Below are 22,781 nucleotides of genomic sequence, written 5' to 3'. Positions count from 1 at the left end.
ATGACGGCGCCGCTGCGTCTGAGATCCCCGGGCCGCGGGCGCTGGCTGGTGCAGAACAGCCCTGCGGATCGGGTGCCGAGCCACGGCACCTCCCTGTTCGCCCTGGACCACTCGATCGACCTCGTTCCGGTCGACGACCGCGGCCGCACGGCACCGGTGCGCCTGCGCTCCCTGGTGGCCCCGGAACCCCCCGAGGCGTTCCCCGGATTCGGGCGGGAGCTGCTGGTGCCGCTGGACGGCGAGGTGGTAGCGGCGCACGACGGCGAGCCCGACCATCCGGCGCACCGGGGTCTTCCCTCGGTCGGCTACGCGCTGACCCAGCGCCGCCGCCTCGCCGACGGCTGGGCCGGCCTGGCCGGGAACCACGTGATCCTGCGGGTGACGGCACCGCGGCCCCTGGCCGAGGACGGTGCTCCCGATGACCTCGGCGACGCCGGTGCGTCCGGCGACGTCCGCGCCGTGCACCTCGCCCTGTGCCACCTGCGGCGCGGCAGCCTCGCCGTGCGCCCCGGGCAGCGGGTGGCGGCCGGGGAGCGGCTGGCCGCCTGCGGCAACTCCGGCAACAGCACCGAGCCGCACCTGCACCTGCAGGCGATGACCGCCGCCGACCCGTCGGCCGCCCGCCCCGTGGCGATCACCCTCCCGGGCGGACTGCCGCGCAGCGGGGAGATTCTCGACATGCCCTGAGGGACGTCGGTCCTCGAGCGACCGTGCGCCCGAGCGTTCCGATCGGGCCCGGCCCGTGTGACGTCGGTCCGTCGGCCGCGGCGGACTGGGAGTCCCAGCACCCCCCGTGAGACGATGGACCGATGCCGCGCGCGCCTGCGCTGCGGCCCCCAGCGACGAGAGGACGTAGCCGGTGACCCCGAGGATCGCGGCCGATGAGGCCCGGGACATCCTTCCCGCGTCGACACCCCAGGAGCGGCTGCGCAACTTCTGCATCATCGCGCACATCGATCACGGCAAGTCCACGCTCGCCGATCGCATGCTGCAGATCACCGGGATCGTCGAGGAGCGTGCCATGCGCTCGCAGTACCTCGACCGGATGGACATCGAGCGTGAGCGCGGCATCACCGTGAAGTCCCAGGCCGTGCGGATGCCGTGGCAGGTCGATGGCACGAACTACGCCCTGAACATGATCGACACCCCCGGGCACGTGGACTTCACCTATGAGGTCTCCCGCTCCCTCGCGGCCTGCGAGGGCGCGATCCTCCTGGTCGACGCCGCCCAGGGCATCGAGGCGCAGACCCTGGCGAACCTGTATCTCGCCATGGAGCACGACCTCACCATCATCCCGGTGCTGAACAAGATCGACCTGCCCGGCGCGGAGCCGGAGCGGTACGCCGCCGAGATCGGGCAGCTGGTGGGCGTGGACCCCGACGACGTGCTGCGCGTCTCCGGCAAGACCGGCCTCGGCGTCGAGGACCTGCTGGACCATGTGGTCAACACCCTGCCGGAGCCCGTGGGGGAGCCGGACGCCCCGTGCCGCGCGATGATCTTCGACTCCGTGTACGACACCTACCGCGGCGTGGTCACCTACATCCGTGTCGTCGACGGGTTCCTGAAGTCCCGCGACCGCATCGACATGATGTCCACCGGTGCGCACCACGAGCTGCTGGAGATCGGGGTCAGCTCCCCGGAGCCGCACCGCACCCAGGGCATCGGCCCCGGCGAGGTGGGGTACCTGATCACCGGTGTGAAGGACGTGCGCCAATCCAAGGTCGGCGACACCATCACCACCTCGGTGCGTGGCGCCCAGGAGCCGCTGCCGGGCTACTCCGAGCCCAAGCCGATGGTGTACTCCGGCCTGTTCCCCATCGACGGCTCCGAGTACCCGATCCTGCGCGACGCCCTCGACAAGCTCAAGCTCAACGACGCCGCCCTGAACTACGAGCCGGAGACCTCCACCGCGCTCGGCTTCGGCTTCCGCGTCGGCTTTCTGGGCCTGCTGCACCTGGAGATCATCCGCGAGCGCCTCGAGCGCGAGTTCAACCTCTCCCTGATCTCCACCGCCCCCAGCGTGGTCTACCAGGTCACGATGGAGGACGGCACCGAGGTCGAGGTCATGAACCCCTCCGACTTCCCCGAGGGCAAGGTCGATTCGATCACCGAGCCGCTCACCTCCGCCACCATCCTGGTGCCCAGCGAGTTCATCGGCGCCGTCATGGAGCTGTGCCAGTCCAAGCGCGGCAACCTCGGCGGGATGGACTACCTCAGCGAGGACCGCGTCGAGCTGCGCTACACCCTGCCGCTGGCGGAGATCGTCTTCGACTTCTTCGACCAGCTGAAGTCCCGCACCCGCGGCTACGCCTCGCTGGACTACGACGTCTCCGGCACCCAGATCGCGGACCTCGTCAAGGTCGACATGCTCCTGCAGGGCGAGCCGGTCGACGCCTTCAGCGCGATCGTCCACCGCGACAAGGCCTACAGCTACGGCGTCGAGATGGCCGGGAAGCTGAAGAAGCTGATCCCCCGCCAGCAGTTCGAGGTGCCGATCCAGGCCGCCATCGGGGCGCGCATCATCGCTCGCGAGAACATCCGCGCGATGCGCAAGGACGTGCTGTCCAAGTGCTACGGCGGCGACATCTCCCGCAAGCGCAAGCTGCTGGAGAAGCAGAAGGAGGGCAAGAAGCGGATGAAGAACATCGGTTCCGTCGAGGTGCCGCAGGAAGCCTTCATCGCCGCGCTGTCCTCCGACGCCGGCGACATGCCCAAGGATTCCAAGAAGAAGTGATGAGCGCACCTGCTCCGATGAGCATCCGGATCGATCCGTCCACCGGCGGCTCGATCGCGGCGGTCTGCACCGTCGGCCAGCTGTTCCCGGTCGCTGCAAGCGGTCTGATGAGCGGGATCGACAAGCGGCCCGTCGACGGTCCCGTCCGTCTGCTCACCCATGGGGTGCTCGGCGACGTCCAGGGCGATCGCGAGAACCACGGAGGCGTGTTCAAGGCCGTCTACGCCTTCTCCCGCGAGACCCGGCGGGCGCACGCCCGCGAGCGCGAGCTCGACCTGCCCGACGGGTCCTTCGGAGAGAACCTCGTGACCACGGGGCAGGACACCGACGAGACCGTGATCGGGGAGCGGTGGCGGATCGGCGGCGCCGAGCTCGAGGCCACCACGGCGCGCAATCCCTGCGGCACCTTCGCGGCCTGGATCGGGGATCGCCGCTGGGGCAGGACCTTCACCGCCGCCGGCCGCGCCGGCGCCTACTTCCGCGTGCTGGTTCCGGGGGAGACCCGCGCCGGCGACGCGATCGAGGTGCTCACCCGTCCCGACCACGGCGTCACCATCGGCGACGCCTTCCGGGGCCTGGACGCCGAGCAGGCGCGCGCCCTGCTGCAGTGGGCGCAGGCCACCGGGACCGTGCTGTACGAGTCCCTGGTCCGCGGGGCCGAGACCGCTCTGCGCCGGGCGGGCGAGAACACGGACTTCCCGCAGCGGCTGCGCTCGACCGGGCGCGGCCTCGGACTGGGGATGGGCCTGTGAGGGCGGGTCCCGCGGACGGCGGTTCCCGCGACCTCTCCGTCTACATCCACGTTCCGTTCTGCGCCGTGCGCTGCGGGTACTGCGACTTCAACACGTACACGGCGACCGAGCTCGGCGGCGGCGGCTCCCAGGCCGAGTATCCCGCCAATGCGATGGCCGAGATGGACCTGACGCTGGCCGCCGATCGCGCCGCCGGCTACGACTACGACCAGGTCTCGACCGTCTTCTTCGGCGGTGGCACGCCCACCCTGCTGCCGGCCGACGACCTGGTCGCGATGCTCGCCCACCTGCGCACGCTGCTGCCGCTGGCCGAGGACGCCGAGATCACCACCGAGGCGAACCCCGACTCCGTCACCCGCGCCTCCCTGTCCCGTCTGGCGGCGGGCGGCATCACCCGGGTCTCCTTCGGCATGCAGTCCGCCGTGCCCTCGGTCCTGGCCACCCTGGACCGCACCCACGACCCCGAGCGGGTCCCGCAAGCGGTCGCCTGGGCGCGAGAGGCCGGGCTGGACGTGAGCCTGGACCTGATCTACGGCACCCCGGGAGAGACCGTCGCCGACGTCGAGACCTCCGTGAAGGCGGCTCTGGCCTGCGGGGTCGACCACATGTCGGCGTACTCGCTGATCATCGAGGGGAACACGGCGATGGCCCGCCAGCTGCGGCGTGGCGAGCTCGAGGCCCCGGACCCCGACGACATGGCCGACAAGTACGAGCTGATCGACGACCTTGCCGCGGCGGACGGCCTGACCTGGTACGAGGTCTCCAATTGGGCGCGCACCGAGCGGCAGCGCTCCCGCCACAACCTCGCCTACTGGCGCGGCGGCGACTGGTGGGGGATCGGCCCCGGCGCGCACCGCCACCGCGACGGCCTGCGCGCCTGGAACGTGAAGCACCCCAGCCGGTACGCGCGGATGCTCGCCACGGGCGAGATGCCGGTCGCGGAGTCCGAGCGGGTCGCCGCGCAGGACCGACAGGTCGAGCGGATCATGCTCGAGCTGCGGATCGCCGACGGGCTCCCCGTCGAGGCCGTTCCGGAGCAGACCCGCGGCATGCTCGACGTCCACCGCGAACGGGGGCATCTGGATGCCGAGGCCCTCGCCACCGGGCGCGCGGTGCTGACCCGCCAGGGCCGGCTGCTGGCCGACGCGGTGATCCGCGACCTCGTGCTCTGACAGACGTCGATCGCGTCGTGACCGCCACCGAGCTCGACCGGGTCTCGACGGCCGGGCGGACGAGGACCAGACTGGGGTGATGACCAAACCCACCACGATCGACGAGCACCTCGCAGGCCTCGACGAACGCGCCGCCTCCCGGCTGCGTGAGCTGCGTGCTCTGATCCACGACGCCGCCCCGGAGGTGACCGAAGCCCTCAAGTGGGGGAACCCGGCCTTCCTCCACCCCAGCGGGATGATCCTGGTGATCGTGGGGACCTATGCCGGCCACGCGAATCTCGCCGTCACGCCGAGCACCCGGGAGGCCTTCACCGCCGAGCTCGCGGAGTTCGAGACCGGCAAGGGCACGGTGAAGCTGCCCTACGACCAGCCCATTCCGACGGATCTTCTGCGCCGGATGGTCGCCTACCGTCTGACGGAGTACGAGCAGCGCGGCGTGACCTGGATGTAGCCCGGGCGACCGCGCAGCGGGAGCGAGAAGCGCTGACCCACGACAACGCCGCGCCCCCGGAGACCGTGGCGATCTCCGGGGGCGCGGCGTTCACTGCCCGCAGGCTGCGGCGATCAGCGGAACATCCGCAGGTTCACCGGGTAGTTCCACCATTCACCCTGGTAGGCCTTGACGGCGCCGATGATCGCGAAGATCGCCTGGACCACTGTCGGCACGAACATCAATCCGAACAGGACGGCGCCGATGCCGAAGGTGACGATCGTGATGATCGTGAACAGCACGCCCATCACGAGAGAGACGATCAGCGCGGCGATGGTGCCGTTCAGCGCTTCGGCGGCGTTGTAGCGCACGAAGCGGTGGCGGTCCTTGAACACCACGAACAGCACGATCTGGGCGATGAGACCGCCGATGAACGGGATGACGAACTGCAGCAGCGCGGCCAGGTGCACCACGAGCGCCCACGTCTTCGCGTCGGAGTCGTTCATCCCCTGCCCGGACAGCGGGCCCTCGTAGATGCCCTTGAAGCCGGGCGGGGGAGTGTTCAGGTCGACGGCGCCGGGTGCGGCGTACCCCTCGGGGCCGCCCCCGTACGAGCCCTGCGGACCGTAGGTGGCCTGGGGGCCGGGCGCGCCCTGCGCGTCGTAGGTGCCCTGAGGGTCGTCGATGGCCAGCGGATCATAGGAGGCCTGCGAGGCGTCGGTCGAGCCGGGTCCGGTCTGCTGACCCGGCTGACCCTGCTGACCGGGAGCGCCGTACGGGCTCTGCGGACCAGCCTGGCCCCGCGGACCGGGGGCATCGGCAGGAGCGCCGTAGGGGTCCTGACCGGTCGACGGGGACGGGGCGGAGAAGCCCTGGGCCGCGGGGGCCCTCCCCGTGCTGTCGTCGTAGGCGTAGGGATCGTGCGGATGCAGCGCCGGATTGGAGGTCGGGCTGCCCTGGTGCTGCTCGGGGAGGCCCTGCTGCTCGGGGTCGCCCTGCGGCGCCGGGGCGTCCTGGGGCGCGGCGGTCCAGCCCGGGCTCTGCTGCTCGGGGGAGGCGCTGCCGGGCTCGGTTCCGTACGGGTCGTGCGGGTGCGGAGTCTGGCTCATGGTTCCTTCTTCGAACGGGCCGACCGGGAGGGCCGACGTCGGACTGACCCCCTCAGCCTAGCCAGTGAGATCCCGGTCGTCCCCGGGGCGTGCCGCCATGTCGGGTGGGGGATTGCCCCCAGGTCCTGGGCGTCAGGACGGATCGACCGTCACGAAGTCGATGAGCTCCTCGATGCGCCCCGACAGGGAGGGTTCGACATCGGCGTAGGAGCGCACGGTCGACAGGATCCGCTGCCAGCCGATGCCGATGTCGGCCGAGTCCTCATGCGGCCAGCCCAGCGCCGCGAGGGAGCCGACCTTGATGTCGGTGCCCTTGGGGATGTGCGGCCACTCCCGCAGCCCGACGCGCGCCGGGCGCACCGCCTGCCAGACGTCGACGTAGGGATGTCCGAGCACCTCGACGTTCCCGCGGGCACCGGGCAGCTTCATGACCTCGGCCGCGATGCGCGACTCCTTCGACCCGGGCACCAGGTGGTCGACCAGGATGCCGAGCCGGCGACCGGCCGACGGACCGAAGGCCTCGACGCGTTCGACGAGGTTGTCCGCGCCTTCGAGCTGCTCGACAACGATCCCCTCGATGCGCAGGTCGTGCCCCCACACCTTCTGCACCAGCTCGGCATCGTGCGTGCCCTCGACCCAGATCCTCGAGGCACGGGCGGTGCGGGCCCTCGCCCCCTCGACATAGACGGAGCCGCTCGCGGAGCGCTTGCGCACCGGGGCCAGAGCGCGCGGTGCGGCCCGGGTGAGCAGCACCGGTTCCCCGTCGATCATGAAGCCCGGACCGAGCGGGAAGGTGCGGCGCGCGCCACGGCCGTCCTCGAGCTCGACGACCACCTCTCCGGCGATCTTCTCCACGCGGGTGATGGCACCGGTGAAGCCGGTGCCGGCCTCCTCGACGACGAGGTCGCGCTGGGCGGGGACCTCGCGGGCGACGGGGCGGCGACGATGATGGGCGGGCGGACCGGAGGACAGCACGTCGGGGCCGTACCGGTCGGGGAAGCGATCGGAAGCTGCAGGCACGCGCGACACCTTACCCCCGTGGCGAACGCCTCCCCGCGAGCATCGCCGGGGGCGCGTAGGATTGGCACTCGGCACGGGCAGGTGCCAGATCTCGTCCTGGCGACGCTGGTCACGCCCGTCGGACCCGATGACCGCAACGCACGGAACGCAGGAGGTGAGGGACACGGACGCCCGGAAGCTGCAGATCCTCGGCGCGATCGTCGAGGACTACGTCTCCACCCGTGAGCCCGTCGGCTCCAAGTCCCTGCTGGACCGTCACGAGCTCGGGGTCTCCGCCGCCACGGTGCGCAACGACATGTCGCTGCTCGAGGAGGAGGGGCTGATCCATCAGCCCCACACCTCCGCCGGCCGTGTTCCCACCGACAAGGGGTATCGCGCCTTCGTCGACCATGTCGCGACCGTCAAGCCGCTGTCGGCCCCCGAGCGCAGCGCGATCCGCACCCTGCTGGAGGACTCCGGTGACGTCGAGGAGCTCCTCGGCCGCACCGTGCGCCTGATGGCGCAGCTCACCCAGCAGGTCGCGATGGTGCAGTACCCGTCCCGGCGTCAGGCTCGGGTCCGCCACGTCGAGCTGGTCAAGGTCGCCGATTCGCTGCTCCTGGTCGTGCTGATCACGGAGTCCGGTCGGGTCGATCAGCGCACCGTCCCGGTGCTCGCGGCCCAGCCCGCCGAGTACTACCTCGACCTGCGCGACCAGATGAATCGGGCCATCTCCGGCCGAGAGGTCACCGATCTCGCCACGCCCCTGGCCACCCTGCTCGAGACGCTCCCGGCGCTCGAGCGGACCTCGGCCCAGGAAGTGGCCGATGCGCTCGTGTCCCTGGCGGCGACGCGGGCGGAGGACCGGATCATGCTGGCCGGGACCGCCAACATCGCCCGCTCCGCCGAGGACTTCGCCCGCAACGTGGAGCCCCTGCTGGACGTGCTCGAAGAGCAGCTGGTGCTGATGCGCCTGTTCACCGAGATGCACGCCTCGCCCGGAGCGGTCGAGGTGCGGATCGGCTCGGAGCTGCATGATCGCGCCCTGCATCAGGCCGCGCTCGTCGGCGCGGGATATGGTGCGGGATCGCATCTGGCGATCCTCGGCCCCAGCCGCATGGACTACGCCGCAGGTATCTCGACCGTCCAGGCCATCGCCCGCTACGTGTCCCGCTACCTCGAATGACCTCCCGGCGCGCGCTCGCGCGCCGATCCGCCAGCCCCACCGCCCGGTGCCCGCCGCCGCACGCCGCGGCCCGGCCACCCCGACTCCCCGGTAAGGAATCCTCACCGTGAACGACGACTACTACGAGCTCCTCGGCGTCTCCCGCGACGCCTCCACCGAGGAGATCAAGAAGGCGTACCGGAAGCTCGCCCGGACGCTGCACCCCGACGTGAACCCCGACCCGGAGGCGGCGGAGAAGTTCAAGAAGGTCTCCCAGGCCTACGAGACGCTCTCCCATTCCGACAAGCGCCGCCAGTACGACATGGGCGGCGGCCCGGGCACGGGCGGCGGTGGCGGCTTCGGCGGCTTCGGCGGAGGCGCCGGCTTCGACGTCAACGACATCTTCGACATGTTCGCCGGCGCCGCCGGCATGCGCGGCGGACGCGGCCAGGGCCCCGTGCCGCGGCAGCGCCGCGGAGGCGACGTGCTGCGGCGGGTGCGGATCGACCTGCGCGACGTGGTCTTCGGCACCGAGGAGGAGGTCACCTTCCGCACCGCCGAACAGTGCGAGCGCTGCGACGGCTCCTGCTGCGAGCCGGGCACCAGCCCCACGCGCTGCACCGCCTGCAACGGCTCCGGCCACGTCCAGCGCGTCGCCCAGTCGCTGCTGGGGCAGATGGTGACCATGGCCCCGTGCCCCACCTGCGAGGGTCACGGCGACGTCATCGAGAGCCCCTGCACCAGCTGCTCCGGGCACGGTCGCACCCCGGCCGAGCGCACCGTCACCGTGAAGGTCCCCTCCGGGGTCGAGAACGGCACCCGCATCCAGCTGCGCGGCCAGGGCGAGGTCGGCGAGGCGGGCGGCCCCTCCGGAGACCTCTTCATCGAGCTCGCCGTCGTCGACCACGAGATGTTCGACCGCGACGGCGAGGACCTCGTGACCACCATGGCGGTCCCGATGACCTCCGCCGCCCTCGGTGCGACCATCCCGCTTGAGACCTTCGACGGCAATCAGGACATCGACGTCAAGCCGGGCGCCCAGCCCGGGGACGAGATCACCCTCAAGGGCCTCGGCGTGACCCCGCTGCGCCGCGAGCGCCGCGGCGACATCCGTGTGGTCCTCGACGTCGACGTTCCCACCACGCTCAGCGAGCAGGAGCGTGAGCTGCTCGAGCAGTTCGCCGCGCTGCGCGGGGACGAGACCACCCGCCGCAAGGGCCACGGCCCCTTCTCCAAGCTCCGCGATCGCCTGCGCGACCTCTGAGCGACCGACGACGGCAGCAGGTCTGACATGCCCACCACCCCGCCCGGGTTCCTGATCCTCGACGACGCCCTCGCCGCCGCGCGCGAGGGCGAGGCCCTGACCCTGGACGGGGAGGAGGGGCGGCACGCCGCCAAGGTCGCGCGCCTCGGCGTGGGGGAGCAGATCCTCCTCACCGACGCCCCCGGGCGTCAGGTGCTCGCCGAGGTCACCGCCGCCCGCAAGGAGTCGCTCGAGCTGTCCTTGCTGGCTGACCCGAGTCCCGCGGTCGAGCGCCTGCCGCGCCTGAGTCTGGTCCAGGCCCTGGCCACCGGTGGTCGCGACGAGCAGGCGATCGAATCCGCCACCGAGCTCGGCGTCGACCGGGTGGTGCCGTGGATCGCACGCCGCTCCGTCTCGATCTGGCGGGGGGAGAAGCTCGCCAAGGGCCGCGCCCGCTGGGCAGGGACGGTGCGGGCGGCCGTGAAGCAGTGCCGCCGTCCCGGGATCCCTGCGGTCGATGCCCCGGTGACGGGCGCCCAGCTCACCGACGCTCTCGGTGAGCTCGCCGCCGACCGGACCCTCGTGCTGGTCCTGCACGAGCAGGAATCGGTGGCGCTGATGAGCCTCGGCGAGCAGCTGCGTGCGGCCAGCGCGGACGGGATCGAGGAGATCGTCGTGATCGTCGGCCCCGAGGGCGGCATCGACCCCGACGAGCTCGACGCCCTCCGCGCGGCCGGCGCCCGCTCGGTGCTGCTGGGCCCCGAGGTGCTGCGCTCCTCGACCGCCGGTCCCGCCGCGCTCGCGGTGCTCAGCAGCCTCGTCGGCCGCTGGGGCTGAGCGGGCCCGACCGCCCGCCGGGGCCGACTCGCCACCGCCCGTCGGGACCCAGACATCGCCTCCCGCGGGCCGTCCGGCGTCCCCGCGATCTGCGAAAAGCGGGTGATCCGCGGCACCCTGCTGTGTAGGGTCGGTCACCATGACCCCGGACGCCCTGCTGCCCGCCGCCTCCGCGTCAGGACGGACGAGGGGCGAGGGGCGATGATCCTCGCCGAGAACCTGGTCAAGGAGTTCACCCGGCCCCAGCGCGTCCAGGGTCGCTTCTCCGGACTGCGCTCCTTCCTCAGCACCCGGACCGTCACCAGCCGTGCCGTCGACGACATCTCGCTGCGCATCGACGACGGAGAGATCGTGGGCTACCTCGGCCCCAACGGCGCGGGGAAGTCCACCACCATCAAGATGCTCACCGGCATCCTCGTGCCCACTTCCGGGCACATCGAGGTCGAGGGGATCGTGCCGTGGAAGGACCGCCGGGCCAACGCCCGCAGCATCGGGGCCGTGTTCGGCCAGCGCACCCAGCTGTGGACCGACCTCCCGCTGCGGGAATCCTTCGCCCTGATCGCCAAGCTGTACGGAATGGGCGCCGCCGAGTACCGGCGCTCGCTGGAGACCTTCGTGGACCTGCTGGAGATGGGCCCGTTCCTGGACACCGCCGTGCGGTCGCTGTCGCTGGGACAGCGGATGCGCGGAGACATCGTCGCCGCGATGCTGTACCGGCCCCCGGTGCTCTATCTCGACGAGCCCACCGTCGGACTCGACGTCGTCGCCAAGGCCCGGATCCGCGACTTCATCGCCGAGCAGAACCGCACCGAGGGCACCACGGTGCTGCTGACCACCCACGACATCGCGGACGTCGAGCAGCTCGCCCAGCGCGTGGTCATCATCGACGAAGGACGGATCCTCTACGACGGCGACCTCGAGAGCCTCCGCGCCCGCTACGCCCCCTTCCGCGAGATCGTGGTCAGCGCCCCGGCGGTCTCCGAGGACGTCGACGTGCCGGGACTGACGCTGACGCGCCTGGTCCCCGCCGGTGACGAGATGCGCGCCACGTTCCGCTTCGACCCGGCCGAGGTCCCGGCCCCGGCCGCGATCGGGCGCCTCACCGGCACCCTGGAGATCACCGATCTCTCCTCCCGCGAACCGAACGTCGAGGACGTCATCCGTCAGATCTACACGGAGCGGGGCGTGCGGGCGTGAGCATCGCGGCACCTCCGCGGCAGGACGCCCTGCTGCTCGAGGGCATCCGGGCCTCCATCGCCCACGCCGCTCGCGCCCAGTTCGCCTTCCGCGCCTCGACCTGGACCGGGATCGTCGGCTGCGTGCTGCAGGTGATCCTCGTGCACCTGGTGTGGAGCGCGGTCTACGGCGGCCGCACCGACGTCGCCGGCGTCGCCCAGGTCGACGCCATCACCTATGCCGTTCTCGGCGTGCTGACCACCACCGTCTTCCAGCCGTTCATGTTCGACTCGATGCTGGGACGGCTGCGCACCGGAGCCATCGCCTTCGATGTGATGCGACCGATCTCCGCCGTGCCGCTGGCCCTGGCCCGCCAGGTCGGCGGCACCGTGGGCCAGCTGCCCGCCGCCGCCACCGCCCTCGGGGTGGGCCTGGCGCTCGGAGCGATCGCCCTGCCGGGATCCTGGCTCTCGGGCCTGGCCTGCCTGCTCTCGCTGTCGCTGGGTTTCGTCATCGCGCTGCTGGTGAACTTCACCGTGGGCCTGGTGGGGTTCTGGACCCTCGAGGTGGGCGGCGCGTTCCTCATCTACCGGATGCTCGCCCAGTTCTCCTCCGGGGCGCTGATCCCGCTGTGGTTCATGCCCGACTGGCTCACGGGCGTCCTCACCCTGCTGCCGTTCTCCGCGCAGGTCTTCGTGCCGCTGTCGATCTACGTGGACCGCGACCCCGGATGGCACACCGTCCAGGCGATCGGGATGCAGGCCCTCTGGATCGTGGTGCTCATCGCCCTGGCCGCCCTGGTGTGGCGACGGGCCATCCGCCGCCTGGTGATCTTCGGTGGTTGACGCCCCAGCCGGCGCCGCGCCCGTCCGCCGCGGCTCGCTCGCCCGGCCGATCCCGCCCTGGCGCACCTACGCGATCCTGCTCGGGGCGACCTGGCGCAGCATGCGGGTCCACCGCATGAACCTGATCCTCACCTTCCTGGGCAGCGCCGCTCTCCAGGGAACCCAGCTGGCCTTCATCGGGGTGCTGCTGGGCGCCTTCGGCACCATCGCGGGCTGGGAGGTGTACGAGGTGGCGTTCCTGTACGGGCTGCGGCTGACCGCCCACGGCGTGTGCACGATCAACTTCGGCCAGCACCGGGCCAGCGCGAACGTGGTGCGCGATGGGGATTGGGACCGTTACCTGCTGCGTCCCGCGCCGCCGTTGATGCAGCTGCTGACGCGCTTCTTCAACCCGGGCACGCTCGGGGACCTGGTCCTCGGCCTGGCGATCCTCGGCGTGGCGGCCTCGCAGGTCGGCATCGACTGGTCGGTGTGGATCGCGGCGTACGTGGCGGCAGCCGCGATCGGGGGAGGTCTGGTCGAGGCCGGTCTGCAGATCGGCATCTCCGGACTGGACTTCCGGATGGGGCCGACGACCCGCGTCAAGGACACCATCGATCGCGTGCTGACGGATTTCGGCGCCTACCCCATGACGATCTTCGGCACCGCCGGGACCTACCTGCTGACCTTCCTGCTGCCCCTGGCGTTCATGGCCTACCTGCCCGCCGCCATCGTGCTGGGCCACACCGGGGAGCTCGTGGTGCCGCTCCGGCTCGCGCTCGCCTCCCCGCTGGCCGGGCCGCTGATCCTCCTCGCCGGGGTGGCGGTGTTCCGGTACCTCTCGCGGTTCTACGCGAGCCCGGGGCACTGAGCGGCGCCCCAGGGGCGCGGAGCAGGCGACGACGAGGCCCCGCCGACGCAGAGCGCCGACGGGGCCGGGGGACATGGACAGAGCGGCGGTCGCTCTGTCATCGAGGGAGCGTCAGGCCACGGGGGCGAGGACCTTCGACTCGACCGCGACGAGCGCGCTCTCCAGGGCGGCGGCCTTCTCCTCGGTGATGAACAGCTCGCCCTCGACCGAGAGGTCCTCGCGGAAACCGAGGCCGACGCTGCCGACCACCTCGGCGTCCAGGCGCACCATGAGCTTCTCCAGCTGCGGCAGCACCTCGCCCGCCGCGCCCCAGCCGTAGCCGAGCAGCACCGTGGGCAGGCCGCTCCACTCCGCATACAGGAAGTCGATCGCGTTCTTCAGGGCACCGGGGTAGGAACCGTTGTACTGCGGAGTGAGGATCACCACGGCGTCCAGGGCGCCGATCCGCTCGCCCCAGGTCAGGCCGTGCGAGGTCGTCTTGTCCGCGCCGGACTTCGGGCTGGCCGGCTCGTCGAAGGCCGGCAGGGCGATCTCGCGGAGGTCGATGAGGTCCAGGTCGAACCGGTCCCCGGCGGTGTCGGCGACCCAGTGGGCCACCTTCTCCCCGACGCGGTTCGGGCGGGCGCTGCTGATGATGATTCCGAGCTTCGTCATGATGATTTAAACTTCTCATACTGTCGGGAGGATCCCAAAACGGCTGTGCGAAGAGTCGCTCCCGTAGACTTCGGGGCATGCCTGAGACCGCCACCGACCACTATGACCCGGACTGCATCTTCTGCAAGATCCTCGCGGGCGAGATCCCGTCGGACCGTGTCCATGAGGATGACGAGGTCATCGCCTTCAAGGACCTGAACCCGAAGGCGCCGGTCCATGTCCTCGTGGTCCCGCGCGAGCACCGCCGCGACGTACGGGAGCTCGCCGAGGAGCCGGAGCTGCTCGCCCATGTCGCCACCGTGGCCGGGCAGATCGCCGCTGACCAGGCAGGCGGCGACTTCCGCCTGATCTTCAACACCGGCGCCGGCGCCGGCCAATCCGTGTTCCATGTGCACGCGCACGTCCTCGCGGGCGGGATGCTCGCGGAAGGAGAGATGTGACTGATCCGCTCACCCCGGCCCCGGGCCGCGCCCCGCAGGCGCGCGAACGGAAGCTGGCGATCCCCGAGCACCTCAGCCCGTTCCAGGTGCTCGGCGAGAACGACCAGGCGCTGGCCGCCCTCGAGGACGCCGTGCCGGACACGGACGTTCATGTGCGCGGCCACCAGGTCACCCTGTGCGGCACCGAGGACGCCCTGCGACGCAGCGAGCACATCATGCGCAGCCTGATCGACCTGGCCGGGACCGGCCAGGCCGTCACCGCCGAGGCGGTCCAGCGCGCTGCGAACCTCTACGGGGACGACCGCGGTTCGGGTCGGAAGCTCGAGCAGGTGCTCTCGCGCACCGTGCTGTCCTCCCGGGGCCGCAGCATCCGGCCCAAGACGCTGGGCCAGCAGAAGTACATCGAGGCCGTCGAATCCTCGACCGTCACCTTCGGGATCGGCCCGGCCGGCACCGGCAAGACCTACCTGGCCGTCGCGCTGGCGGTGCAGCAGCTGCTGAGCAAGCAGGTCAACCGGATCATCCTCACCCGGCCCGCGGTGGAGGCGGGGGAGCGGCTGGGCTTCCTGCCCGGATCGCTGAACGAGAAGATCGACCCCTACCTGCGCCCGCTGCTGGACGCCCTGCACGACATGCTCGACCCCGAATCGATCCCGCGCCTGATGAACGCCGGCACGATCGAGGTCGCCCCGCTGGCGTATATGCGCGGTCGCACCCTGAACGACGCCTTCATCATCCTCGACGAGGCCCAGAACACCACGCCCGAGCAGATGAAGATGTTCCTGACCCGCCTGGGCTTCAACTCCACCATGGTGGTCACCGGCGACGTCACGCAGGTCGACCTGCCCGGCTCCCAGAAGAGCGGGCTGCGGGTCGTCGAGCAGGTCCTCAGCGGCATCGACGACATCTCCTTCTGCCGCCTCTCCTCCCGCGACGTCGTCCGCCACCGGCTGGTCAGCGACATCGTCGAGGCCTACGGGCGATGGGAGATCGATCCCGGCGGCAACCGCGAGAGTCGTCACCGCCCCTCGCCGGGGACCTGAGCGGCAGTCCGTGGCCGAGATCAGAGGCCGGACCTCGATCCCGGGACACCGAGCCCCGACCCCCGTGACCAGAGAACCGAACGCCGAGAGCTGAGCACCGAACCATGACCATCGAGATCCGCAACGAGACCACCGCCGTGGTCGACGAGAACGAGTTCGTCGACTGCGCCCGCTTCGTCTTCGAGGCGATGCATCTGCACCCCGCCACCGAGATGTCGATCCTCTTCGTCGACGAGGACGCGATGGAGAAGCTCCACGTGCAGTGGCTGGACCTGCCGGGCCCCACCGACGTGATGAGCTTCCCGATGGACGAGCTGACGCCCGGCAGCGCCGAGCATCCGGCCCCCGAGGGGCTGCTGGGCGACGTGGTGCTGTGCCCGAGCGTCGCCGCCCAGCAGGCGGCGGAGGCCGGCCACAGCACGGTCGAGGAGATGCTGCTGCTGACCTGCCACTCCATCCTCCACCTGCTGGGTTACGACCACATGGAGGAGGACGAGCGCACGGTCATGTTCGACCTCCAGCGCAAGCTCCTGCTGACCTTCCTCGCCTCCCGAGAGACGAGCTGATCGCCCCCATGCCCGACGACCCTCACCCTCCTCCTGCCCTTGACTCCGGTCCTTCCTCCGGCGCTGGTTCCGGCCCTGCCGCCGGCTCCGGCACCGTCCCTGGCACCGACGTGGCCCCTGCGGGACGGCGGCGCCCATGCTGACCGCCCCGCTGCTCGTCCTGATCCCGCTGGGCCTGGCGGGGCTGGTGGTCGCGGCCGTGCTGACCGCGGTCGATGCGGCCCACCTGGCCGTCTCCCGCGGCTCGCTCGAGAAGGCCGTCGCCGATCAGCCCGGCCCGGTGCGCGCCCGTGTCCTGGACCAGCACGGCGATGGTGCCCGCACCCTCGCCTCGGTCTCGCTGGGGCGCATGCTCGCCGAGGCCGTCACGATCGCCTCCGTCGCCGCGATCACCTTCTTGGTCTTCGACCAGCTGGGCGCCGACAGCGCCTGGGCCGTGCCGCTGCTGATCACCATCGTGCTGGCCGGCCTGCTGCTGCTGGTGGTCCTGGCCATCTCCCCGCGCACCATCGGGCGGGACCGCCCCGAGTCGGTGCTGATCTCCACCCGGTTCCTGGTGGCCGCCGCCCGGTTGGTCCTCTGGTTGCCGGCCAGCGCGCTGACCAGCGTCGGCGAGAACCTCGCGTCCCGGCCCGGGGGCTCCGAAGGGTCCGAGGACGGTGCGGAGAAGGCGCGGCAGAACGTCGACCGCGCCCTCGAGGACGAGCACGTCGCGGACGGGGAGCGGGACATGATCCAAGGGGTGTTCGATCTGCGCGAGACGATGGTCCGCGAGCTGATGGTGCCCCGCACCGACATGGTCGCCCTGGACGTCGACGCCTCGGCGAAGAAGGCGATGCGCCTGTTCGTCCGCTCCGGCTTCTCCCGCGTCCCCGTGATCGGGGAGAACGTCGATGACCTGCGGGGGATGTTGTACGCCAAGGACGTCATGAAGGCGATCCACTCGCCGTGGGACCCGCGCCCTGAGCGCCCCGTCAGCGAGATCATGCGCCCGGCGCGGTTCGTGCCCGAGTTCGTCGCCGCCGACGAGGTGCTGCGCCAGATGCAGACCAGCCACGTGCACATCACCGTGGTGGTCGACGAGTACGGGGGTGTCTCGGGCGTCGTCACCATCGAGGACATCCTCGAGGAGATCGTCGGGGAGATCGCCGACGAGCACGACCCGGACGAGCCCGAGATCGAGGACCTCGGCGAGGGCCGATACCGGGCACCCGCCCGCGCCGGGCTGACCGAGGTCGGCGATCTGTTCGACCTCGAGATCGAGGACGACGACATCGACAGCGTCGGCGGCCTGCTGGGCAAGACGATCGGCCAGGTGCCGATCGTCGGGTCCCGCGCCGAGACGCACGGCCTCGTCCTCGAGGCCGAGAAGACCTCGGGGCGCCGCCGCCGACTGTCCACCGTGATCGTCTCCCGTGCCCCGGAGCCGGGACCGCACCCGCATGATGCCGACCAGGAGAGCCCCGATGACTGATTCCCTCACGCCCGCCGACGACGGCGCCGGCTCGCATCCTGCGTCGGACGCCCCCGAGCACGATGCCGCGGCCGACGGCACCGGATCGCGCGGCGTTCACCGGGCCGGGTTCGTCGCCCTCGTGGGCCGACCCAACGTCGGCAAGTCCACGCTGACCAACGCGCTGGTGGGGGAGAAGGTCGCGATCACCTCCAGCAAGCCGCAGACCACTCGCCGCGCGATCCGCGGGATCGTCACCGGGGAGGACTCCCAGATCATCCTGGTGGACACCCCCGGCGTGCACCGCCCCCGCACGCTGCTGGGGGAGCGGCTGAACGACCTGGTGCGCGAGACCCTCTCCGAGGTCGACGTGGTCGGCTTCTGCCTGCCCGCCGACCAGAAGATCGGGCCCGGCGACCGGTTCATCGCCCAGGACCTCGCCGAGATGCGGACCGGCCGCCGCGGCCCGCGCGTGGTCGCCATCGTCACCAAGACGGATCTCGTCGGCCGCGATCGACTGGCCGAGCATCTGATGGCCGTGGACGAGCTGCTGGACGTCGACGAGATCGTGCCGATCTCGGCCGTCACCGGCGAGCAGGTCGACGTGCTGCTCGAGGTCGTCGCCCGGCATCTGCCCGTCAGCCCGCAGCTGTACCCGGACGACCAGCTCACCGAGGAATCCCGGGACGACCGCATCTCCGAGCTGATCCGCGAGGCCGCCCTGGAGGGGGTGCGCGAGGAGCTGCCCCATTCGATCGCCGTCGTGGTCGAGGAGGTCGTCGAGACCGACCCCGACGGGGACCCCTTCGCCGTCCTCGCCCCGGGCGAAGGACGCCTGGTGGTGCGAGCGATGCTGTACGTCGAGCGGGACAGTCAGAAGGGCATCATCATCGGCAAGGGCGGGTCGCGGCTGAAAGAGGTCGGCTCGCGCGCACGCGCCGAGATCAACCAGCTGATCGGTCGCAAGGTGCATCTGGATCTTCGGGTCAAGGTGGCCAAGGAGTGGCAGCGCGATCCCAAGCAGCTGGGGCGCCTGGGGTTCTGACCCGTCGGCGCGATGCGGCGTTCGCATCGTGAGCGGCTCCGAGCCGCCGCGGCGACGGTGCTACCGTGACGACCATGCGTGGATCGCTGCTCCTGCTTAGCCGCCGCGACGGGACCTGAACGCCGGGACCCCGCCGCGGCTGACGTTGTGTCCGGCGACCGGTACCCCAGCGAGAAGGACCCTGTGATGACTGAATCCACGACGACTGACTCCTCGATCAGCTCCGCCCCCTCCACGATCGACGCCGCCCCGTCGGTCGCCGCCGTCGGCGACCCGTCGGCTCCCGTCGTCGGCTCCTCGGGGGACGCTCCCCAGCTGTCCTCGGGCATGCCCGTGCACAAGTACCTGCCGTTCCATGAGCAGATCAGCGTGGAGCTGCCGGACCGCACCTGGCCCACCCGGCGCATCACCCGCGCGCCGCGCTGGTGCGCCGTCGACCTGCGCGACGGCAACCAGGCGCTCATCGACCCGATGAACTCCGAGCGCAAGCTGCGCATGTTCGAGCTGCTGGTCGGGATGGGCTACAAGGAGATCGAGGTCGGCTTCCCCGCCGCCTCGACGACGGACTTCGACTTCGTGCGCACCCTCATCGAGGAGGACCGCATCCCGAGCGATGTCTCGATCCAGGTCCTCACCCAGGCCCGTGAGCACCTGATCGAACGCACCTACGAGGCGATCTCGGGCGCTCCGCGCGCCGTCGTGCACCTGTACAACTCCACCTCCGTGGTCCAGCGCGACGTCGTCTTCCGGGCCGACGAGGACACGGTGCTGGACATCGCGGTCCAGGGCGCTCTGCTGTGCAAGAAGTACGAGGAGACGACCCCGGACACGCAGATCACCTACCAGTACTCGCCGGAGTCCTACACGGGCACCGAGCTCGAGTACGCCCTGCGCGTGTGCAACGCCGTCATCGACGTCATCAAGCCCACCCCGGACGACCGGATGATCGTGAACCTGCCGGCCACGGTCGAGATGGCCACCCCCAACGTGTACGCGGACTCCATCGAATGGATGCATCGCCACCTCGACCGTCGCGACTCGGTGGTGCTGTCGCTGCACCCGCACAACGACCGCGGCACCGGCGTGGCCGCCGCGGAGCTGGGCTACCTCGCCGGAGCCGACCGCATCGAAGGCTGCCTGTTCGGCAACGGCGAGCGCACCGGGAACGTGGACCTGGTGACCCTGGGCCTGAACCTGTTCACCCAGGGCATCGACCCGCAGATCGACTTCTCCGACCTCGACGAGGTGCGCCGCACCGTCGAGCACTGCAACCAGATGCCGGTGCCCGAGCGCAGCCCCTATGGCGGAGACCTCGTGTTCACCGCCTTCTCCGGCTCCCATCAGGACGCCATCAACAAGGGCCTGGAGCGGATGGAGACCGACGCCGAGAAGATCGGCAAGGGCGTCGACGACATGGTGTGGCGCGTGCCCTACCTGCCCGTGGATCCCAAGGACCTGGGCCGCTCCTACGAGGCCGTGATCCGCGTGAACTCGCAGTCCGGCAAGGGCGGCATGGCCTACCTGCTGCGCACCGAGCACGGTCTGGAGCTGCCGCGTCGCCTGCAGATCGAGTTCTCCGGCATCGTCCAGCAGAAGACGGACTCCGACGGCGGCGAGGTCAGCCCGGAGGCGCTCTGGGAGGCCTTCACCGACGAGTACCTGCCGACCACGGACGAGTCCAAGCGGTGGGGTCGCTTCGCCATCACCTCGATCCATCAGGAATCCACCGGGGAGGGCGCGGACCGGATCTCGGTCACCCTCGTCGTGGACGGCGAGGAGCACACGGTCATCGGCATCGGCAACGGTCCGCTGGACGGCTTCGTGAAGGCCCTGGCCGAGCGCAAGATCGACGTGCGGATCCTCGACTACGCCGAGCACGCCCTGACCGAGGGCGATGATTCCCTGGCCGCGTCGTACATCGAGTGCGAGATCGGTGACCGGATCTTCTGGGGCGTCGGGGTGGACGGCTCCATCACCCGAGCCTCCCTCGAGGCGATCATCTCGGCCCTGAACCGCGAGCAGCGCGCCCAGCGCTGAGGGAGCAGGTCCGCCACGTCGAAGAAGGTGCCACCGCGGTGGCACCTTCTTCGACGTGGCGGGAGAGCGGGCTCAGGGGAGCGGGATCTCGGGAGAGCGGGTTCGGGGGAGCGGGCCGCGAGGACCGGTCAGTCCCGCGTGGGCCTGCTGTCCACCTCGTCCCACAGCTCCTCGTCGGAGAAGACGACCGGCATCTCGCCGGTGACCGTCGCGTGGGTGGGGATGGGCATGTCCCAGCCCGGCTCCTCGTCGACCGGCTGCGGCTCGTCCGGGGCGCTGCTGCGGGCGGTGAGGGTCACGCCGACGCTCGCTCCGACCACCAGGACCGCCGCCAGCACGCGCAGCGGCGTGGCGTCCTGACCGATCAGCAGGACGCCGGCGATCAGCGCCAGGACGGGCTCGAGGCTCAGCAGGATGCCGAACGCGTGCCGCGGCAGTCGGCGCAGGGCCGCCAGCTCGAGCGTGTACGGGAGCACGGAGGCCATGATCGCGGTGGCGGCGGCGAGCGCCAGCAGACGCCAGTCCATGAGGCCGACGAGCGCGCCCTCGGTGCCGAAGGGCAGCACGGTCAGGGCACCGACCGCCATGGCGACCGCGAGGCCGTCCTGGCCGGGGACCAGGCGACCCACCCGGGCGCTGGTGAGCACGTACAGCCCCCAGAAGACCGCCGCGATGAGGGCGAACATCACCCCGATGAGGTCGAGGGAGGCGGCACCGGTGAGCGACTCGATGCCGAACAGGCTCACCCCGGCCAGGGCGAGGGCCACCCACAGCAGATCGCTGCGCCGGGTGGACAGCACGGCCGCGACCGTCAGCGGACCGAGGAACTCGAAGGCGACGGCGGTGCCCAGCGGGATCCGCTCGATCGCGGCATAGAAGTTCCCGTTCATCGCGCCGACCACGACGCCGAAGAGGATCATGGCGATCCACTGCTCGCGGGTGAAGCTGCGGACCTTGGGGCGCACGATCACCAGGAGGATGACCGCGGCGATGGCCAGGCGCAGCGTGGTGGTGCCGAAAGCGCCGAGCTCGTCGAACAGCCCGGTGGCGAGCGCGGCACCGATCTGGAGCGAGGTGCACGAGCCCAGGACGAAGAGGATGGGAGTCATCGGCAGGCCGCCCCCGGCGCTGCCGGGAGCCGAGCCGACCGCCGGCACGCTGCCGGTGGAAGAGGATGTCGTCGAAGTGGTCACGATGCCACTGTGCCTCGCCAGTACCGCCAGGTCTAGCGATTGTTCCCGAGGTGTACCGTGAAGTAGATATGACCGGTCTTAGGAGGTCCCCGTGCTGAGCCTGCATCGCCTGTTCCTGCTGCACGAACTGCACAGGCTGGAGACCATGTCGGCCGTCGCGCAGGCCCATTCGATGTCACCGTCGGCGGTGTCCCAGCAGCTCTCCCAGCTGGAGCGGGAGACCAAGGTCACCCTGTTCGAGCAGGCCGGACGCCGGGTGGTGCTCACCGATTCCGGGGTGCGACTGGCCCGCCGCGCCGAGGACATGCTGGGCCTGCTCGAGTCCGCGGAGGGCGAGCTGAAGGAGGCTCAGGGGGACGTCGGCGGCGTGCTGCGCGTCGCCTCCTTCCAGACGCCTCTTATCGCGCTGGCCCCCGCCGCCATCAGCGTGCTCGAGCAGCGCCATCCGCAGCTGCGGATCGAGCTCGCCCAGCGCGAGGTCGAAGGCGCTTACGAGGGGCTGCTCGCCCACCGCTTCGAGGTGATCCTGGGGGAGGACTACCCGGGCGGGCAGAGGGTGGTGCGCCGGGGCACCGACCGGGAGGGACTGCTGCGCGATCCCATGCTCCTGGTGCTGCCCGACCACGGCCCGTGGTCGCGGGTCCGGTCCGTCGCGGAGCTGGCCGACGCCCCGTGGGCGCTCGATCCCGAAGGTGCTCGCACCGGGATCTGGGAGCGCACCTATCTGCGCTCCGCCGGGGTCGAGCCATGGGTCCGCTTCGACACACCGGACCCGCTTCTGCAGGTGCACCTGGTCCGCTCGGGGCACGCGGTCGCCTTCGTCCCGGGGATCATCGCCTCCGAGCACCTCGGCGGGACCCGGCCGGTGCGTCTGCCCGGCGACCCGCACCGCTCGCTGTACACCGCGGCGCGCGCAGGGGCGGCCTCGCATCCCTCGCTCCTCGCCTTCCGCGCCGCGCTCCTCGAGGCCGGCGGGATGGTCACGGAGCTGCAGGGGCTCGAACGCCTGGCCGGCTGAACCGGCGCGGGCCGCTTCTC

At 71.0% G+C, this 22,781-nt stretch carries 22 protein-coding genes; 18 read left to right on the top strand and 4 right to left on the bottom strand.

Annotation, left to right across the window (positions count from 1 at the left end; translation table 11 throughout):
* From JOF44_RS02800 to JOF44_RS02780, 5 genes are all read left to right on the top strand, one after another.
* Positions 1-687, top strand: a complete 687-nt coding sequence (locus JOF44_RS02800) for a M23 family metallopeptidase (protein WP_209887116.1) — start codon at positions 1-3, stop codon at positions 685-687.
* 172 nt (positions 688-859) lie between these two features.
* A complete protein-coding gene (gene lepA, locus JOF44_RS02795; RefSeq protein ID WP_342591647.1) occupies positions 860-2,734 on the top strand; it encodes a translation elongation factor 4 in 1,875 nt (624 codons plus the stop codon).
* Complete coding sequence (locus JOF44_RS02790; RefSeq protein ID WP_209887113.1) at positions 2,734-3,486, top strand: MOSC domain-containing protein; 753 nt, start codon at positions 2,734-2,736, stop codon at positions 3,484-3,486. The genes lepA and JOF44_RS02790 overlap by 1 nt, the downstream gene beginning before the upstream one ends.
* Positions 3,483-4,658, top strand: a complete 1,176-nt coding sequence (gene hemW / locus JOF44_RS02785) for a radical SAM family heme chaperone HemW (RefSeq protein WP_209887110.1) — start codon at positions 3,483-3,485, stop codon at positions 4,656-4,658. Before JOF44_RS02790 ends, hemW begins: the two co-directional genes overlap by 4 nt.
* A gap of 79 nt (positions 4,659-4,737) precedes the next feature.
* Positions 4,738-5,109 (top strand): iron chaperone, encoded by a 372-nt coding sequence (locus JOF44_RS02780; protein ID WP_209887108.1) that lies wholly within the window; start codon positions 4,738-4,740, stop codon positions 5,107-5,109.
* Between the two features lie 113 nt (positions 5,110-5,222).
* Here the strand turns inward: JOF44_RS02780 and JOF44_RS02775 are convergent, their stop codons facing one another.
* Together JOF44_RS02775 and JOF44_RS02770 are read right to left on the bottom strand one after the other, a co-directional pair.
* A complete protein-coding gene (locus JOF44_RS02775; RefSeq protein WP_209887106.1) occupies positions 5,223-6,197 on the bottom strand; it encodes a DUF4870 domain-containing protein in 975 nt (324 codons plus the stop codon).
* Between the two features lie 132 nt (positions 6,198-6,329).
* Positions 6,330-7,226 carry a DUF3097 family protein gene (locus JOF44_RS02770; RefSeq protein WP_209887103.1) on the bottom strand — a complete coding sequence of 299 codons (897 nt, stop codon included), beginning with the start codon at positions 7,224-7,226 and terminating at the stop codon, positions 6,330-6,332.
* Positions 7,227-7,371: 145 nt separating this feature from the next.
* Between JOF44_RS02770 and hrcA the strand changes: the two genes are divergently transcribed.
* From hrcA to JOF44_RS02740, 6 genes are all read left to right on the top strand, one after another.
* A complete protein-coding gene (gene hrcA, locus JOF44_RS02765; protein WP_209887100.1) occupies positions 7,372-8,382 on the top strand; it encodes a heat-inducible transcriptional repressor HrcA in 1,011 nt (336 codons plus the stop codon).
* Between the two features lie 106 nt (positions 8,383-8,488).
* Complete coding sequence (dnaJ, locus tag JOF44_RS02760) at positions 8,489-9,625, top strand: molecular chaperone DnaJ (protein WP_209887097.1); 1,137 nt, start codon at positions 8,489-8,491, stop codon at positions 9,623-9,625.
* Positions 9,626-9,652: 27 nt separating this feature from the next.
* Positions 9,653-10,441 (top strand): 16S rRNA (uracil(1498)-N(3))-methyltransferase, encoded by a 789-nt coding sequence (locus JOF44_RS02755; protein WP_209887094.1) that lies wholly within the window; start codon positions 9,653-9,655, stop codon positions 10,439-10,441.
* A 201-nt stretch (positions 10,442-10,642) separates the two neighbouring features.
* A complete protein-coding gene (locus tag JOF44_RS02750; protein ID WP_209887091.1) occupies positions 10,643-11,638 on the top strand; it encodes an ABC transporter ATP-binding protein in 996 nt (331 codons plus the stop codon).
* Positions 11,635-12,462 carry an ABC transporter permease gene (locus JOF44_RS02745; RefSeq protein WP_209887089.1) on the top strand — a complete coding sequence of 276 codons (828 nt, stop codon included), beginning with the start codon at positions 11,635-11,637 and terminating at the stop codon, positions 12,460-12,462. The genes JOF44_RS02750 and JOF44_RS02745 overlap by 4 nt, the downstream gene beginning before the upstream one ends.
* Positions 12,455-13,312 (top strand): ABC transporter permease, encoded by an 858-nt coding sequence (locus JOF44_RS02740; protein ID WP_209887086.1) that lies wholly within the window; start codon positions 12,455-12,457, stop codon positions 13,310-13,312. Before JOF44_RS02745 ends, JOF44_RS02740 begins: the two co-directional genes overlap by 8 nt.
* Positions 13,313-13,423: 111 nt before the next feature.
* Here the strand turns inward: JOF44_RS02740 and JOF44_RS02735 are convergent, their stop codons facing one another.
* Positions 13,424-13,966 carry an NADPH-dependent FMN reductase gene (locus JOF44_RS02735; protein WP_209887083.1) on the bottom strand — a complete coding sequence of 181 codons (543 nt, stop codon included), beginning with the start codon at positions 13,964-13,966 and terminating at the stop codon, positions 13,424-13,426.
* Between the two features lie 77 nt (positions 13,967-14,043).
* Here JOF44_RS02735 and JOF44_RS02730 point away from each other — a divergent pair, with 77 nt between their 5' ends.
* The 6 genes from JOF44_RS02730 (at position 14,044) to leuA (ending at position 20,550) form a co-directional block, all read left to right on the top strand.
* Positions 14,044-14,406, top strand: coding sequence for a histidine triad nucleotide-binding protein (locus JOF44_RS02730; RefSeq protein WP_209887080.1), 363 nt, complete (start codon positions 14,044-14,046; stop codon positions 14,404-14,406).
* Complete coding sequence (locus JOF44_RS02725; RefSeq protein ID WP_209887077.1) at positions 14,403-15,449, top strand: PhoH family protein; 1,047 nt, start codon at positions 14,403-14,405, stop codon at positions 15,447-15,449. Before JOF44_RS02730 ends, JOF44_RS02725 begins: the two co-directional genes overlap by 4 nt.
* A 104-nt stretch (positions 15,450-15,553) precedes the next feature.
* Positions 15,554-16,015 (top strand): rRNA maturation RNase YbeY, encoded by a 462-nt coding sequence (ybeY, locus tag JOF44_RS02720; protein ID WP_209887074.1) that lies wholly within the window; start codon positions 15,554-15,556, stop codon positions 16,013-16,015.
* Between the two features lie 136 nt (positions 16,016-16,151).
* Complete coding sequence (locus JOF44_RS02715) at positions 16,152-17,489, top strand: hemolysin family protein (RefSeq protein ID WP_209887072.1); 1,338 nt, start codon at positions 16,152-16,154, stop codon at positions 17,487-17,489.
* Positions 17,482-18,513, top strand: coding sequence for a GTPase Era (gene era / locus JOF44_RS02710; protein ID WP_209887069.1), 1,032 nt, complete (start codon positions 17,482-17,484; stop codon positions 18,511-18,513). The genes JOF44_RS02715 and era overlap by 8 nt, the downstream gene beginning before the upstream one ends.
* A 327-nt stretch (positions 18,514-18,840) precedes the next feature.
* Positions 18,841-20,550: a 2-isopropylmalate synthase gene (gene leuA, locus JOF44_RS02705; RefSeq protein ID WP_209895625.1), complete on the top strand. Its 1,710-nt coding sequence runs from the start codon at positions 18,841-18,843 to the stop codon at positions 20,548-20,550.
* A 128-nt stretch (positions 20,551-20,678) separates the two neighbouring features.
* Here leuA and JOF44_RS02700 read toward each other — a convergent pair whose 3' ends face one another.
* Complete coding sequence (locus tag JOF44_RS02700; protein WP_342591646.1) at positions 20,679-21,743, bottom strand: EamA family transporter; 1,065 nt, start codon at positions 21,741-21,743, stop codon at positions 20,679-20,681.
* 91 nt (positions 21,744-21,834) lie between these two features.
* Here JOF44_RS02700 and JOF44_RS02695 point away from each other — a divergent pair, with 91 nt between their 5' ends.
* A complete protein-coding gene (locus JOF44_RS02695; protein WP_209887066.1) occupies positions 21,835-22,761 on the top strand; it encodes a LysR family transcriptional regulator in 927 nt (308 codons plus the stop codon).
* The last annotated feature ends 20 nt before the right edge of the window (positions 22,762-22,781 follow it).

It is taken from the genome of Brachybacterium fresconis (assembly GCF_017876515.1).
In the GTDB taxonomy this organism is placed as follows: Bacteria; Actinomycetota; Actinomycetes; order Actinomycetales; family Dermabacteraceae; genus Brachybacterium; species Brachybacterium fresconis.
Note: the sequence above shows the minus strand (reverse complement) of the source record. Positions and strands in the feature narration are given on the sequence as shown.